This window comes from Streptomyces sp. NRRL S-1022, from assembly GCF_000720135.1.
GTDB lineage: Bacteria > Actinomycetota > Actinomycetes > Streptomycetales > Streptomycetaceae > Streptomyces.
This window is the reverse complement of the sequence record NZ_JOIU01000008.1, coordinates 279,589-294,032: the sequence shown is the minus strand read 5'-3', so window position 1 is coordinate 294,032 and position 14,444 is coordinate 279,589. Positions and strand designations below refer to the sequence as shown.

12 protein-coding genes are annotated in these 14,444 nt (G+C 73.3%); 7 read left to right on the top strand and 5 right to left on the bottom strand.

Annotated features, from left to right (window positions below; translation table 11 throughout):
- Nucleotide 1: 1 nt before the first annotated feature.
- Nucleotides 2–1,732, top strand: a complete 1,731-nt coding sequence (locus IG05_RS0111835) for an N-acyl-D-amino-acid deacylase family protein (protein ID WP_030341751.1) — start codon at nt 2–4, stop codon at nt 1,730–1,732.
- Complete coding sequence (locus tag IG05_RS0111830; RefSeq protein WP_030341750.1) at nt 1,729–3,180, top strand: aldehyde dehydrogenase family protein; 1,452 nt, start codon at nt 1,729–1,731, stop codon at nt 3,178–3,180. Before IG05_RS0111835 ends, IG05_RS0111830 begins: the two co-directional genes overlap by 4 nt.
- Before the next feature lie 4 nt (nt 3,181–3,184).
- Here IG05_RS0111830 and IG05_RS0111825 read toward each other — a convergent pair whose 3' ends face one another.
- Complete coding sequence (locus IG05_RS0111825; protein WP_030341748.1) at nt 3,185–3,580, bottom strand: nitroreductase/quinone reductase family protein; 396 nt, start codon at nt 3,578–3,580, stop codon at nt 3,185–3,187.
- Between the two features lie 25 nt (nt 3,581–3,605).
- The gene (locus IG05_RS0111820) at nt 3,606–5,024 is read right to left on the bottom strand and encodes a CehA/McbA family metallohydrolase (RefSeq protein ID WP_030341746.1); all 1,419 of its coding nucleotides are present in this window, start codon (nt 5,022–5,024) and stop codon (nt 3,606–3,608) included.
- Nucleotides 5,025–5,131: 107 nt separating this feature from the next.
- On the opposite strand from IG05_RS0111820, the gene IG05_RS0111815 reads away from it, so the two are divergent.
- The 3 genes from IG05_RS0111815 to IG05_RS0111805 all read left to right on the top strand — a co-directional run bounded on the left by IG05_RS0111815 (nt 5,132) and on the right by IG05_RS0111805 (nt 9,267).
- Nucleotides 5,132–5,998, top strand: a complete 867-nt coding sequence (locus tag IG05_RS0111815) for an LLM class F420-dependent oxidoreductase (RefSeq protein WP_030341744.1) — start codon at nt 5,132–5,134, stop codon at nt 5,996–5,998.
- A 24-nt stretch (nt 5,999–6,022) separates the two neighbouring features.
- On the top strand, nt 6,023–8,608 hold the full coding sequence (locus IG05_RS0111810; protein ID WP_030341742.1) for a bifunctional FO biosynthesis protein CofGH: 2,586 nt from the start codon (nt 6,023–6,025) through the stop codon (nt 8,606–8,608).
- 86 nt (nt 8,609–8,694) lie between these two features.
- Nucleotides 8,695–9,267 carry a hypothetical protein gene (locus tag IG05_RS0111805; protein WP_030341740.1) on the top strand — a complete coding sequence of 191 codons (573 nt, stop codon included), beginning with the start codon at nt 8,695–8,697 and terminating at the stop codon, nt 9,265–9,267.
- Here IG05_RS0111805 and IG05_RS0111800 read toward each other — a convergent pair.
- Complete coding sequence (locus tag IG05_RS0111800) at nt 9,264–9,785, bottom strand: DUF2165 domain-containing protein (protein WP_030341738.1); 522 nt, start codon at nt 9,783–9,785, stop codon at nt 9,264–9,266. The two genes, IG05_RS0111805 and IG05_RS0111800, sit on opposite strands and share 4 nt — an antisense overlap.
- 139 nt (nt 9,786–9,924) lie before the next feature.
- Between IG05_RS0111800 and IG05_RS0111795 the strand changes: the two genes are divergently transcribed.
- On the top strand, nt 9,925–11,040 hold the full coding sequence (locus IG05_RS0111795; protein WP_030341737.1) for an ADP-ribosylglycohydrolase family protein: 1,116 nt from the start codon (nt 9,925–9,927) through the stop codon (nt 11,038–11,040).
- A gap of 8 nt (nt 11,041–11,048) precedes the next feature.
- Here the strand turns inward: IG05_RS0111795 and IG05_RS0111790 are convergent, their stop codons facing one another.
- Together IG05_RS0111790 and IG05_RS0111785 are read right to left on the bottom strand one after the other, a co-directional pair.
- Entirely contained in the window at nt 11,049–12,614 is a 1,566-nt protein-coding gene (locus tag IG05_RS0111790; protein WP_030341735.1) for a sodium:solute symporter family protein, read from the bottom strand.
- Between the two features lie 127 nt (nt 12,615–12,741).
- Nucleotides 12,742–13,530: an SDR family oxidoreductase gene (locus IG05_RS0111785; protein WP_030341733.1), complete on the bottom strand. Its 789-nt coding sequence runs from the start codon at nt 13,528–13,530 to the stop codon at nt 12,742–12,744.
- Between the two features lie 73 nt (nt 13,531–13,603).
- On the opposite strand from IG05_RS0111785, the gene IG05_RS0111780 reads away from it, so the two are divergent.
- The gene (locus tag IG05_RS0111780) at nt 13,604–14,443 is read left to right on the top strand and encodes a hypothetical protein (protein WP_030341731.1); all 840 of its coding nucleotides are present in this window, start codon (nt 13,604–13,606) and stop codon (nt 14,441–14,443) included.
- Nucleotide 14,444 lies beyond the last annotated feature (1 nt).

Genomic DNA, 14,444 nt, shown 5'->3' with positions numbered 1-14,444 from the left:
CATGCTGGACCACCTCGTCAAGGGCGCCACCGTCGTGGACGGCACCGGTGCGCCCGCCCGCACCGCCGACGTCGGCATCCGTGACGGCCGTATCGCCGCCGTCGGAAGGATCACGGACGCGGCCCGCACCACCGAGGACGCCACCGGGCTGGTCCTCACCCCCGGCTTCGTCGATCCGCACACCCACTACGACGCCCAGCTCTTCTGGGACCCGTACGCCACGCCCTCCCTCGGCCACGGGGTGACCACCGTGGCCGCCGGGAACTGCGGGTTCACCCTGGCCCCGCTGCACCCGGACCGCCCCGAGGACGCCGACTACACCCGGCGGATGATGTCCAAGGTGGAGGGGATGTCCCTGGTGGCGCTGGAGGAGGGGGCGCCCTGGACCTGGCACGCCTTCGGGGAGTACCTGGACGCCCTGGAGGGGCGGATCGCCGTGAACGCCGGGTTCATGGTGGGGCACTGCGCGCTGCGGCGGTACGTGATGGGACCGGAGGCGATCGGCGGCCAGCCGACGGCCGGACAGCTCGACGCGATGGTCCGGCTGTTGCACGAGGCCATGGACGCCGGTGCCTGGGGGCTGTCCACCACCCAGTCCGGTACGCACTCCGACGGCGACGGGCAGCCGGTCGCCTCCCGGCACGCGGGGCCGGCCGAGCTGCTGGCCCTCTCCCGCGCCGTCGGCGAGCACGAGGGCACCCAGATCGAGGCGATCGTCGCCGGCTGCCTGGACCGGTTCGACGACGACGAGATCGACCTGCTGGTGGAGATGAGCGCGGCGGCCGGCCGGCCGCTGAACTGGAACGTGCTCACCATCGACGCGGCCGTGCCGGACCGCGTGCCGAGGCAGCTGAGCGCGAGCGAGCGGGCCCGGAAGGCCGGCGGCCGGGTGGTCGCGCTCACCATGCCGATCCTGACCCCGATGAACATGTCGCTGGGCACCTTCTGCGCCCTCAACCTCATCCCGGGCTGGGGGCCGGTCCTGGGGCTGCCCGTGCCCGAGCGCATCGCCCGCCTGCGGGACCCGGCCGTCCGGGAGGAACTGCTGCGCCGGGCCCGGTCGAAGGAGGCCGGTGTCTTCCGGCGGCTCACGGACTTCGGCCGGTACGTCATCGGGGACACCTACAGCGCGGCCAACCGGGGCCTGACCGGGCGGGTCGTGCGGGACATCGCCGCGGAGCGCGGGCAGGACCCGTTCGCCTGCCTGGTGGAGATCTGCGCCCAGGACGGCCTGCGGACCGTGCTGTGGCCCATGCCGAGCGACAACGACCCGGCCTCCTGGGCGCTGCGCGCCGAGACCTGGCAGCACGAGGACGTCCTGCTCGGCGGCTCGGACGCGGGCGCCCACCTGGACCGGATGTGCGGGGCGCCGTACACCACCCGGTTCCTCGGGGACTGTCTGCGCGGCCGGCAACTGGTCGGCCTGGAGCAGGCGGTGCGGATGCTGACCGACGACCCGGCGCGGCTGTTCGGGCTGCGGGAGCGCGGACGGGTGCAGGAGGGCTGGCACGCCGACCTGGTGCTGTTCGACCCGGAGCGGATCGACGCCGGCCCGGCCCGGCTGGTGCACGACCTGCCGGGGGACAGTCCCCGGCTGGACTCCCGGGCGCTCGGGGTGCGGGCCGTGTGGGTCAACGGGGTGGCGGCGATCCGCGACGACGTGGTGACCGGGGCCGTACCGGGCAGGGTGCTGCGGTCCGGGCGGGACACGCGGACGGTGGGCACCCGGTGAGCGAGGGGCAGCCGCTGTTCGTCGGCGGACGGTGGGTGGCGCCGGACGGCGGGCACTACCCGGTGACCGACCCGGCCACCGAGGAGACCGTCGGCTGGGCGCCGGAGGCCTCGCCGGAGCAGGCCCGGGCGGCCTGCGCGGCGGCCCGGGAGGCGTTCGGGACGTGGTCGCGGACCCTGCCCGAGGAGCGGGCGGCGGTGCTCGGGCGGGCCGCGGGGATCATCCGGGAGCGGCTGGTGCCGTACGCCGACCTGGCCCGGGCCGAGACCGGCGCGACCACCGGGACGGCCCGCGCGATGCAGGTCGGGGTGGCCGCGGCCCGCTTCCGCCGGTACGCGCGCGTGGAGCCCGCCGAGTGGGCGATCGCCCCGCAGGTCAGCGAGGCCGGCCCGATGGGCCGGGCCGCCGTGCTGGGGGCGCTGGCGGTACGGCAGCCCGTCGGGGTCGTCACCTGCGTGACCTCGTACAACAATCCGTGGGCCAACCCGGCCGGCAAGATCGCGCCTGCGCTGGCCATGGGCAACACGGTGGTGGTGAAGCCCGCCCCGCAGGATCCGCTGTCCGTGTACCGGATGGCCGAGGCGCTTCAGGCGGCCGGGGTGCCGCCGGGCGTGGTGAACGTCGTCTCCGGGCGGGATGTCGCGGTGGGCGAGGCCGTGGTCGCCTCCGGTGACGTCGACATGGTGAGCTTCACCGGGTCCACGGCGGTCGGGCGGCGCATCGCCGAGGTGTGCGGGCGGGACATGAAACGCCAGCTGATGGAGCTGGGCGGCAAGGGGGCCGCGCTCGTCTTCGACGACGCCGACCTGGACTCGGCCGTCGCGGGCATCGGCACCACCTTCTCCTTCTACAGCGGGCAGATCTGCACGGCACCGACCCGGGTGCTGGCCCAGCGCGGGGTGTACGAGCGACTGGTCGAGCAACTCGCCCGGTACGCGCGCCGGCTGAAGGTGGGGGACCCGCGGGAGCCGGACACGGTGGTGGGGCCGGTGATCTCCGCCGAGCACCGGGCGCGCGTGGAGTCGTATGTCGAACTCGGGCGCAAGGAGGGCGCGGTGGTCGTGACGGGCGGTGGCCGGCCGCCGCTGGAGCGGGGGTTCTTCGTCGCGCCCACCCTGCTCGCCGACGGTACGAACGACATGCGGGTGGCCCGGGAGGAGATCTTCGGGCCCGTGGTGACGGTGATCCCGTTCGAAGAGGAGGACGAGGCGGTGGCCCTCGCCGGCGACTGCGAGTACGGGCTCGTCGACTACGTCTGGTCCGGCGACGTCGCCCGGGCCTTCCGGGTGGCGCGGCGGCTGCGGGCCGGGGGCGTCGGCGTCAACACGGTCGGCCGCAACATGGAGGCCCCGTTCGGCGGGTTCCGCAGGAGCGGGGTCGGCCGGGACGTCGGGGTGTACGCCCTGCACGCCTACAGCGAGGTGCAGTCGATCGTGTGGCCGGGGTGAACCGTCACTCCTCCAGGTCGACGCGCACCGTCAGCAGGCCGGTGCCGAATGCCCGTACCGCCATGCTGTTGAACCGGGGCAGGCCGCGCAGGCGGGCCACGGGGTCGTCGTCGGGCAGGAGGCGGGCGGTGCCGCGGTGCCAGCGCCCCGCGATGCGGACCCGCACCCGTGGGTCGGCCTGGATGTTGCGGACGTACTGCGACCGGTAGCCGAACTCCGAGACGAGCCAGAAGGAGTCGCCGACCCGGCGTCCGCCCACCGGGGTCGTCCGGGGCAGGCCGGAGGTGCGGCCGGTCGTCTCCAGGAGGGTCTGGAACGGCAGGCGCCGGTTGACCGGATTGGCGAGGTGGCGCTGGAAGCGGGTCATGATGCGCTGCTTGCGGTCGCTGCTGCCTGACATGTCGTCCCTCCCGGTGCCGAGGCCATCATGCCTCCTGCGCGGACCGCCCGTCGCCAGCCCGCCCCAGGAACACCGGGTTGGTGAACGCGGCCATCGCCCCCGGCACCGGTCCCAGCGCCGTCTCGTGCCGTACCTCGGCCCGGACGTAGGCGGCGCGGGCCGGGCTCGTCCGCCACTCCACGGTCCCCGCTCCGGACACCGGCAGCGGACCGCCGGTGAACAGCACGCCCTGGTCGGTGACGAACCGGACCGAGCAGCGCGGCACACCGGACGCCTCCAGCCGGACCGTCACCGGGGTGTCCGGCCCGGCCGCCAACCGCTCCCCGATGCCGGCCCGTTCACCCCCGTCGGCGGTCACGGTGAACGCCAGCGACACCTGTCGCGACTCGGCCACGTACGACCGTCCGGCGCGCAGCCCCTCCTGGATCGCCTCCCTGGTCAGGGCGTCGGCGAGGACGACGGTCTGGGGCAGTCCGACCACGTCCGGATCCCGGTGGGCGTCGCTGTCGCCCATCGCGGGCAGCCACCCCCGCCCGTCCCGCACCGCCGCGGCCAGCCGGGCGTCCCAGGCCGCCAGGGCCATCTCGTCGTCCGGCGTCCAGGCTCCGTTCCACACCTCCACGGCGTCCGCCTCCGCGAACCCGAACCGCCAGCCGCAGCCCACGCAGTCGGCGTGCGGATGGGCCGGTACGACCAGGCCGCCGGCCCGGCGGATCTCCCGGGCGAAGTGGGCCCAGCGGCCGTCCCGGGCCCGGTAGCGCCAGTCGACGAAGGTGCCCGGCGCGGTGCCGAGCGCCAGGACGTGCCCGTTGCGGGTGGTGATCTCCTCGCCGAGCAGCACCAGCAGGTCGTCACCGGCCGCGTCGGCCCAGTGGGCGTGCGAGGCGTTCGTGTTGTGGTCGGAGCTGTTGACGAAGTCCAGCCCGGCCGCCCGGGCCAGCGCCGCGATCTGCGCCGGGGTGCGGCGCCCGTCGGAGTGCCAGGAGTGCAGGTGGCAGTCGCCCCGGTACCAGTCCCGGCCGCGCCCGGAGGCCCGGTCCGGCGGATACACCGCCCGGGGCGTCTCCCCGGCCGGCCCCCGGGTCAGCGTGACGGTCACCTCGTACGACAGCCCCTGCGGTGCCACGGTGTAGGGGCCGAGGGCGATGTACCAGGTGCCGGGCGTCAGCGGCCCCGGCAGATAGCCCGGCGTGGCCTCGTCGCCCCGCACGAAGAACTCGCTCCTCGCGCCCCCCGACCACCCGCGGAACCCCCGCCCGCCCGGCTCGGTGCCGCGCGGGTCGAAGAGCCCGATGTCGAGGGCGTTGCCCGGGGTGCCGGGCGGGACGGAGGGTCTGTCGTAGGTGTAGGAGACCCGCAGTTCGGCGATTCCGTGCGGAACGTCGAAAGGGAGGTACGCGAAGTCCGGGGAGCCCGGTGCGAAGGTGCCGCGCAAGGTCGTCACACGGGCCACGGTAGGCGCCACCGAGGGGCGCGGGGAACGGCGGGACAAGCCACGACGGACCCGCGCACGCCCCCTGGCGGGCGACCAACCAGTCGGTACGATGGCCCATGCGCATCTCCGTCACGATCTTCCTGACCGACGAGACGACCACCCCCACCCACCTGGCCCGTGAACTGGAACAACGCGGCTTCCACGGCCTCTACCTCCCGGAACACACGCACATCCCGGTGGACCGCGCGACCCCCTACCCCGCCGGCGGCGACCTGCCCCCCGAGTACGGCCGCACCCTCGACCCCTTCGTCGCCCTGGCCCAGGCCGCCGCCGTGACCGAGCGGCTGGCGCTCGGCACCGGGATCACCCTGGTCGCCCAGCACGACCCCATCGACCTGGCCAAGCGGATCGCCACGCTGGACCACCTCTCCGGCGGCCGGTTCACGCTCGGCGTCGGTTACGGCTGGAACGTGGAGGAGGCCGCCGACCACGGCGTGACCTGGCGGACCCGGCGGGAACTGGTCCGGGACCGGATGGCGCTGATGCGCGCGCTGTGGAGCGAGGAGCCGACGGAGTACACGGGGCGCTTCGGCGGCGTCCGGGCCAGCCTCGCCCATCCCAAGCCCGTGCAGAAACCGCGCGGCCGGATCGTCGGCCCCCGCACGCTCGTCGGCGGGGCGGCGGGGCCCGGGCTGTTCGCGCACATCGCCGAGTTCGCCGACGGCTGGCTGCCGATCGGCGGCCGTGGGCTCACCGAGGCGCTGCCCGCGCTGCGTGCGGTGTGGGCGGACGCGGGCCGCGACCCGGCCGCCCTCCAGGTCGTCCCGTACGCGGTCCGGCCCACCCCCGGAAAGCTCGCCCACTACGCCGAACTCGGCATCGAGGAGGTCGTGGTGCAGCTGCCGCCGGCCGGCGGTACGGAGGTGCTGCGCGCCCTCGACGACTACACCGCCCTGCTGCCCGGCGGTACGGCGCAAGCGTGATCAACGCGAACGTATGCTCAAGGAATGACGACTTCCGCGACCTCCGGAACCGGACCGACCGAGAACTCCATGCGTCGCGCGCTCAAACGCGCCCGGGACGGCGTCGCCCTAGACGTCACCGAGGCGGCGGTGCTGCTCCAGGCGCGCGGTGAGGACCTGACCGACCTCGCCGCCTCCGCCGCCCGGGTGCGGGACGCGGGCCTGGAGGCGGCGGGCAGGCCCGGCGTCATCACGTACTCGAAGAGCGTCTTCGTCCCGCTGACCCGGCTGTGCCGGGACAAGTGCCACTACTGCACCTTCGCCACCGTGCCCGGCAAGCTGCGGCGCGCCGGGCACGGGATGTTCATGTCCCCCGACGAGGTGCTGGACATCGCCCGCAAGGGTGCCGCCCTCGGCTGCAAGGAAGCCCTCATCACCCTCGGCGACAAGCCGGAGGACCGCTGGCCGGAAGCGCGCGAGTGGCTCGACGCGCACGGCTACGACGACACCATCGCCTACGTCCGCGCGATCTCCATCCGCATCCTGGAGGAGACGGGCCTGCTGCCCCACCTCAACCCGGGTGTCATGACGTGGACGGACTTCCAGCGGCTGAAGCCGGTCGCGCCGAGCATGGGCATGATGCTGGAGACGACCGCGGAGCGGCTGTGGTCGGAGCCGGGCGGCCCGCACCACGGCTCCCCGGACAAGGAGCCGGCCGTCCGGCTGCGGGTGCTGGAGGACGCCGGCCGCTCCTCCGTGCCGTTCACCTCCGGCCTGCTCATCGGCATCGGCGAGACGTACGAGGAGCGCGCGGAGTCGCTGTTCGCGCTCCGGAAGATCTCCCGGGCCTACCACGGCATCCAGGAGCTGATCATCCAGAACTTCCGCGCCAAGCCGGACACGGCGATGCGCGGCATGCCGGACGCCGAACTGGACGACTTGGTCGCCACGGTGGCCGTCGCCCGGCACATCATGGGCCCGGGGGCCTGCCTCCAGGCCCCGCCGAACCTGGTCGACGCCGAGTACGAGCGGCTGATCGGCGCCGGCATCGACGACTGGGGCGGGGTCTCCCCGCTGACCATCGACCACGTCAACCCCGAGCGCCCCTGGCCGCAGATCGAGGAACTCACCGAGCGGTCCCGCGCGGCCGGTTTCGAGCTGCGCGAACGCCTCTGCGTATACCCGGAGTTCGTGCGCCGGGGCGAGCCCTGGCTGGACCCGCGGCTGCGCCCGCACGTGTCGGCCCTGGCCGACCCGGAGACCGGCCTCGCCCGTGCGGACGCGGTCGTGGCGGGCCTGCCCTGGCAGGAGCCGGAGGAGGTGTTCACCGCCACCGGCCGCACCGACCTGCACACCGCCGTCGACACCGAGGGCCGCACGGGCGACCGGCGCGCCGACTTCGACGAGGTGTACGGCGACTGGGACGCGCTGCGCGAGGCGGCGGCCCCCGGGATGGTGCCGGAGCGCATCGACGCCGACGTCCGCGAGGCGCTGCGCGCGGCCGCCGACGACCCGACCCGGCTGACCGACGCCGAGGCCCTCGCCCTGCTGCACGCGGACGGGCCGGCGCTGGACGCGCTGTGCCGGGTCGCGGACGACGTGCGCAGGTCGGCGGTCGGTGACGACGTGACGTACATCGTCACCCGGAATATCAACTTCACCAACGTCTGCTACACCGGCTGCCGGTTCTGCGCCTTCGCGCAGCGCCGCACGGACGCCGACGCGTACACGCTCTCGCTGGAGCAGGTGGCGGACCGCGCGCAGCAGGCGTGGGACGTGGGCGCGGTCGAGGTGTGCATGCAGGGCGGCATCCACCCGGACCTGCCGGGGACGGCGTACTTCGACATCGCGAAGGCGGTGAAGGAGCGCGTCCCGGGCATGCACGTGCACGCCTTCTCCCCGATGGAGGTGGTGAACGGCGCGACCCGGACCGGCATGTCCGTCCGCGAGTGGCTCTCCGCCGCCAAGGAGGCGGGCCTGGACTCCGTCCCCGGTACGGCGGCGGAGATCCTCGACGACGAGGTCCGCTGGGTGCTGACCAAGGGCAAGCTGCCCGCGGCCACCTGGATCGAGGTGGTCACGACCGCGCACGAGCTGGGCATCCGCTCGTCGTCCACGATGATGTACGGGCACGTGGACCAGCCCCGGCACTGGCTCGGCCACCTGCGCACGCTGGCCCGGATCCAGCGGGAGACGGGCGGCTTCACCGAGTTCGTGACGCTGCCGTTCATCCACACGAACGCGCCGGTGTACCTGGCCGGCATCGCGCGCCCCGGCCCGACGATGCGGGACAACCGGGCGGTCACGGCGATGGCCCGCCTGCTCCTGCACCCCTGGATCCCCAACATCCAGACGAGCTGGGTCAAACTGGGCACCGAGGGGGCGGCGGAGATGCTCCGCTCCGGCGCCAACGACCTGGGCGGGACGCTCATGGAGGAGACGATCTCCCGCATGGCGGGGTCCTCCTACGGCTCGTACAAGTCGGTCCGCGACCTGATCGCGGTGGCGGAGGCGGCCGGCCGGCCCGCGAAGCCGCGCACCACGCTGTACGGCGAGGTCCCCGAGGAGCGGCGGCGGGCGGCCGAGGCGTCCGACGGTCACCTGCCGGAACTGCTGCCGGTCCTGGACTGAGCCCTCTCCCCGGACCGAACCGTCTCCGCGAACTGAGTACGATGATCCGACCCCTGTGCCGAGAAGGGGGACCCGTACCGGAGGAGATGCGTCCCGTGGCTGCCCGACTGCCCTCGTGGGCCTGGGTCACCGGTCTGACGGCGGGGGCGACCGCGGTCGTCGTCGTCCTCGCCGTACAGGCGAACCACGCGCCGCATCCCACGGCCGCCGTGGCCAGGCCCGGCGCGTCGGCGTCCGCGAGCCCGCACGCGACGCTGAGCCCGCGGGCCCCGTCGGCGCCCGCCCTGCCGGACGGGTCCGGCGAGGGCCGGCGGATCGTGTACTCGCTCGCCGAGAAGCGGGTCTGGCTGGTCGACGCGACCGGCCGGGCGACCCGCACGTTCACGGTCTGGCCGGGCACGGTGAGCCCGCGGCCCGGCCGCTACTCGGTCACCCTGCGCACCCAGTCGCTCAAGGGCTCGGACGGCGTGGAGATCGAACACGTCATGTACTTCACCAAGGTGGACGGCGTGAACGTGGCCTTCTCCAACGCCCTGGACGGCGCCTCGCCCCCGCCCGCGAACGGCCAGAAACTGGGCGGCATCCGCCTGCACAAGGAGGACGGGGCCGCGCTGTGGGCCTTCGGCGACCAGGGCACCCGGGTCGCGGTCGTCGGCTAGCCGATCCCCTCGCCGCCGCGCCCGTACCGGCCGGACGGCAGCAGGTTGACGATCAGGGCGACCCCGCTCAGCAGGAACACCCGGGTCGCCGCGTCCAGCCCGTTCCACGTCTTCGACTGCCACATCGCGAACCACTCGCCGCCGATCGCGATGAACCCGGCACCGAAGAGCAGCAGCAGCATCAGCAGCCCGTACGTCGACCAGCGCCGGGCGAGGTCGTCCCGGCCCCGCGCCCAGAGGAACGTCCCCCACACCAGCACCGCGGCCGCCACGGTCTCCCAGACGATGATGAGGACGTACGCCGTGTCCTCCAGGGTGGTACTGGTCACGGCCCGCCACATCAGGTCGTCGTCCTTGAACGTCGTGTCCATCGCCAGCACGTGCCGGACGAACTGCTGGTTGGTCCCGAAGTCGGTGATGTTCCCGAGCGCGACCAGGGCGATGTAGAGGGCGAGTATGCCGGTGAGCACTCCGGCGGCGAGCCTGAGCCCGGTGGGGTGGGTGGGGGTGGTGGTCATGGCTGGATTCTCCCCGATCAACACCGGCTTCTCCCACGGGCATTGAGCCAGAATCCGGCAGGGCACGACTGAACGGACCGTTCCCGGTCGATTACAGTGCTGGGCGTCGTACAGGCGGACGGTGCCGCGGGGAGGTCTGGTGGGCGTGACATCCGGTGCCGTCTGGGGCCGTGCCGAGCAGCAGGACTTCCGCAGCCGGGTGCGCGGCACCCTGCTCGGGGCCGCCGTCGGCGACGCCCTGGGCGGGCCGGCCGACCCGCTGTCCCTGGAGGAGATCCGGGCCGCGTACGGCGGCGAGGGGCTGCTCGACCTGGCCTTCGGGCACGGGCGGCGCGGCACGGTCACCCACCACACCCAGCTGACCCTGTTCACCGTGGACGGGCTGATACGCGCCCAGGTGCGCCGGGACACCGGCGCCTGGCACCCGCCGACCGATCTGCACCGGGCCTACCTGCGCTGGGCGGCCACCCAGCGGGACTGGGGCCCCGACGAGCGCCGCAAGGACGACGGCTGGCTGGCCCGCGAGGAGTGGCTGTACGCCCGCCGGGACCCGACCCGCGCGCTGCTCATCGGCTTCGGCGACGAGACGATGGGCACGCTGGAGTCCCCGAAGAACCCGGGGGAGCTGGGCCCGGAGGCGGTCGCCCGCTCGGCACCCTTCGGCCTGCTCGTCGGCTGGGAGCCCCAACTGGTCGTCCAGCTGGCCGTGGAGTGCGCGGCCCAGACCCACGGCCACCCCATCGCCTACCTGTCGGCGGGCGCGTACGCCGTCGTCGTGCACGCCCTGGCCCGCGGCGACAGTCTCGACGGCGCCGTGCAGCGGGCCCTCGCCCTGCTCGCGGTCCGCCCCGGCCACCAGCCCGTCTCCGACGCCCTCCAGCACGCCCTCGGCGCCGTACGCCAGGGCATGCCCACCCCGGCGCGGGTGGAGGAGCTGGCCGGCGACGGCACGGCGGACGGGCTGCTGGCCGCGTCCGTGTACTGCGCGCTGGTCGGGGAGGACGTACGGCACGGGCTGTGCCTGGCGGTGAACCAGAGCGGCCCCTCCGCCGCCGCGGGCGCCCTCACCGGCGGCCTCCTCGGCGCCCTGCACGGCGAAACGGCCCTCCCGCCGGCCTGGCTGGCCGAACTGGAGGGCCGCCCCACGATCCTGGAACTGGCCGACGACTTCGCCATGGAGATGACCCAGGGCCCGGCACTGCACGGCCCGGCCGGTTCGTCACCGGGTTGGCTGGCGAGGTACCCGCGGGCCTGAGGGGGGAGCTACGGCGCTCCCACCACGTCGTCCCCGGCCCCCGCGGGAACCGGCACGGCCGCGGCGGCGCCCTCGTCGCCGTCGGTGTTGACCCGCTCGATGACGGCCAGGCGGGCCGGGGTGTCCTCCGGCTTGAGGTAGCCGATGAGGACGTAGAGGACCAGGGAGACCGCGAGCGGGATCGAGACCTGGTACTGGAGCGGGACGCCGCCGTCGACGTTCCAGTTGACGGGGTAGTTGACCAGCCAGAAGGCCAGCAGGCCCGCCGCCCAGCTGGTGAGCGCCGCCGTCGGGCCGGAGCGGCGGAACGGGCGGAGCAGGCCGAGCATCATCGGGATCGCGATCGGGCCCATGAGACCGGCCACCCACTTGATGACGACGGTGATGATGTCCTTGAAGGCGGGGGAGTTGACCTGGGTCGCGACCGCCATGGACAGGCCGAGGAAGACGACCGTCGTGACGCGGGCCGCGATCAGTCCCGACCGGTCGTTCCAGCCCCGGGCGCCGGCCGACAGCACCGGCGCCACGTCCCGGGTGAACACGGCGGCGATCGCGTTCGCGTCGGAGGAGCACATGGCCATGGTGTGCGAGAAGAAGCCGACGATGACCAGGCCCAGCAGGCCGTGCGGCAGCAGCTGTTCGGTCATCAGGGCGTAGGAGTCGGAGCCGTCCGGCTTCTGCGCGTGCACCAGCAGCGGGGACATCCACATCGGGAAGAACAGGACCACCGGCCAGACCAGCCAGAGGATCGCGGACAGCCGGGCCGAGCGCTCGGCCTGGCGGGCGCTGCCGGTGGCCATGTACCGCTGGGCCTGGTTGAGCATGCCGCCGTTGTACTCGAAGAGCTTGATGAACAGGAACGCCAGCAGGAACACCGTGCCGTAGGGGCCGACCAGCGGCTTGCCGTGGCCGTGCAGCGCGGGCTCGTCCCAGGCGCCGAGGAAGCCGATGTTCTTGTCGTCCAGCTTCAGCACGACCGCGACGAACATCGAGATGCCGGCCAGCAACTGGATGACGAACTGGCCGAGTTCGGTCAGCGCGTCCGCCCACAGGCCGCCGATCGTGCAGTACACGGCCGTGATGGCGCCGGTGATGAGGATGCCCTGGTTCAGCGAGATCCCGGTGAACACCGACAACAGGGTGGCGATCGCCGCCCACTTGGCGCCCACGTCCACGATCTTCAGCAGCATGCCCGACCAGGCGAGCGCCTGCTGGGTGGGCAGGTTGTAGCGGTTCTTCAGGTACTCCAGCGGGGAGGCCACGTGGAGCCGGGAGCGCAGCCGGTTGATGCGGGGTGCGAACAGCTTCGACCCGATGGCGATGCCGAGCGCGATGGGGAAGGACCAGGTGATGAAGGAGGTGACGCCGTAGGTGTAGGCGATGCCCGCGTACCCGGTGAACATCACGGCGCTGTAGCCCGACATGTGGTGCGAGATGCCGGAGAGCCACCAGGGCATCTTGCCGCCGGCCGTGAAGAAGTCGGAGACGTTGTCCACGCGCTTGTGCGACCAGACGCCGATCGCGACCATCACACCGAAGTAGCCGATGAGCACGGCCCAGTCGAGACTGTTCATGTGCCCGATCGTGGGTGCGAGCACATGAACACGACAAGCAAGAGGAAGGTCAAGTCACGGTAAAAATGTTCCGCTAACTGACCTCTGTTCACTCATATGAACACGCGTACATCGGCCCCACCCCTCGTCAACGCATCAGCTCACCCGCGTTGACCAGCAGCGACTGCCCGGTGATGGCCCGCGCCCGGTCCGAGGCGAGGAACACCACCGCGTCCGCCACATCCCCGTCGGTGGCCAGCTCCGGCAGCGCCGTCCGCTCGGTCAGGCGCGCCAGCACCTCGTCCTCCGGCACCCCCTCCGTGTGCGCGGTGAACCGGACGTACGCCTGCACCGGCGGCCCCCACATCCACCCGGGCAGCACCGAGTTGACCCGGATCCGGTCCGGCCCCAGCTCCCGCGCCAGCGAGTACATCGCACTGGTCAGCGCCCCCTTCGACGCGGCGTACGCGGCCTGCCTCACCTGCGAGGGCGCGGCCACGGCCGACTGCGTGCCGATGAACACCACCGACCCGCCCCCGCGCGCCCGCAGCCCCGGCAGACAGGCCCGGGTCATCCGCAGCGTCCCCAGCAGGTTCACGTCGACGACCGCCCGCCAGGTCGCGAAGTCCGCGTCCTCCAGCCCGCCGAAGTACGAGTCCCAGGCGGCCACGTGCACCACCGCGTCGATCCCGCCGAACCGCTCCCGCGCCAGTCCCGCCAGCGCCTCGCACTGCCCCTCGTCGGTGATGTCGGCCGCCCGGAACGCCGTGCGCGAGCCGTCCGGATCGATCCCGGCCGCACTCCGGGCCAGGTTCGCCTCCGTGCGCGCCCCGAGCACGGCGTTCCCGCCGTCCCGTACGACGGCCGCCGCGACCTGGTGACCGAGCCCGGCCCCGACGCCCGAGACGACGACGGTCTTGCCCGCGAGCAGGGACATGGCCCCTCCTTCGGTATGGCGCTTCACCTGACGGGGCGTCAGAGTATGGGCGACCGCAGGAAAGGGGAACCGCATGAGCGACGACACCCGCAGCGAGCGGTACGCCGAACTGGCCGCCGTCGGCCCGTACGGCGTCCGCCCCGGCCACGCCCTGATCACCCTGGTCGAACCGCACCCCGGCCACGAGTACGCCTACAACCGCTGGTACGAGGACGACCACTACTACGCCGGCGCGATGGCCATGCCCTGGATGCACGCGGGCCGCCGCTGGGTGGCGACCCGGGAGCTCCAGTTCCTGCGCTACCCGGAGAAGTCGGCGGTCGCCCGGCCGGTCACCGCCGGCTGCTACCTCTGCACCTACTGGATCACCGCCGGCCGCTACGACGACCACATGAAGTGGACGGTCGCCATCAACAGGCGCCTCAACCGGGACGCCCGCGTCTACCACGACCGCACCCACGTCCTCACCGCCTTCCACGACCACGAGACGACGGTGTACCGGGACGGCGCCGCCGGGCCCCGGGACGTGCACGCCCTCGACCACCCCTACGCCGGCCTGGTGCTGGAGGTCGTCGACACCGACTCGCCCGGACAGCGCGCCGAACTGCTCCGGTGGCTGCGCGACCGCCACCTCCCGCGCCGCCTCACCGGCTCCCCGTCCGCCCTGGTCACCGTGTTCCGGCCGACCCCGCTGCCGGGCGACCGCATGACCTACGTCAAGCAGGTCGAGGGCGTGGACACCCGGCTGACCCTGCTGTGGTTCCTGGAACGGGACCCCCGGGAGTGCTGGGAGGAGCACTTCCGGGGCCTGGACGATCAGGTGGCCGAGTCCGGTCTGGGCCGGGTGGAACTCGCGGCCCCGTTCATCCCGACGGTGCCGGGCACGGACCGTTACGTGGCCGAGCTGCGCTGAG

Bases quoted from the DNA above. Each gene is read 5' to 3' on its own strand.
- IG05_RS0111825 (WP_030341748.1), bottom strand. From the start codon at position 3,580: ATGTCAGGCAGCAGCGACCGCAAGCAGCGCATCATGACCCGCTTCCAG.
- IG05_RS0111800 (WP_030341738.1), bottom strand. From the start codon at position 9,785: ATGACCACCACCCCCACCCACCCCACCGGGCTCAGGCTCGCCGCCGGA.
- IG05_RS0111785 (WP_030341733.1), bottom strand. From the start codon at position 13,530: ATGTCCCTGCTCGCGGGCAAGACCGTCGTCGTCTCGGGCGTCGGGGCC.
- IG05_RS0111790 (WP_030341735.1), bottom strand. From the start codon at position 12,614: ATGAACAGTCTCGACTGGGCCGTGCTCATCGGCTACTTCGGTGTGATG.
- IG05_RS0111805 (WP_030341740.1), top strand. From the start codon at position 8,695: ATGCGTCCCGTGGCTGCCCGACTGCCCTCGTGGGCCTGGGTCACCGGT.
- IG05_RS0111815 (WP_030341744.1), top strand. From the start codon at position 5,132: ATGCGCATCTCCGTCACGATCTTCCTGACCGACGAGACGACCACCCCC.
- IG05_RS0111835 (WP_030341751.1), top strand. From the start codon at position 2: ATGCTGGACCACCTCGTCAAGGGCGCCACCGTCGTGGACGGCACCGGT.
- IG05_RS0111780 (WP_030341731.1), top strand. From the start codon at position 13,604: ATGAGCGACGACACCCGCAGCGAGCGGTACGCCGAACTGGCCGCCGTC.
- IG05_RS0111810 (WP_030341742.1), top strand. From the start codon at position 6,023: ATGACGACTTCCGCGACCTCCGGAACCGGACCGACCGAGAACTCCATG.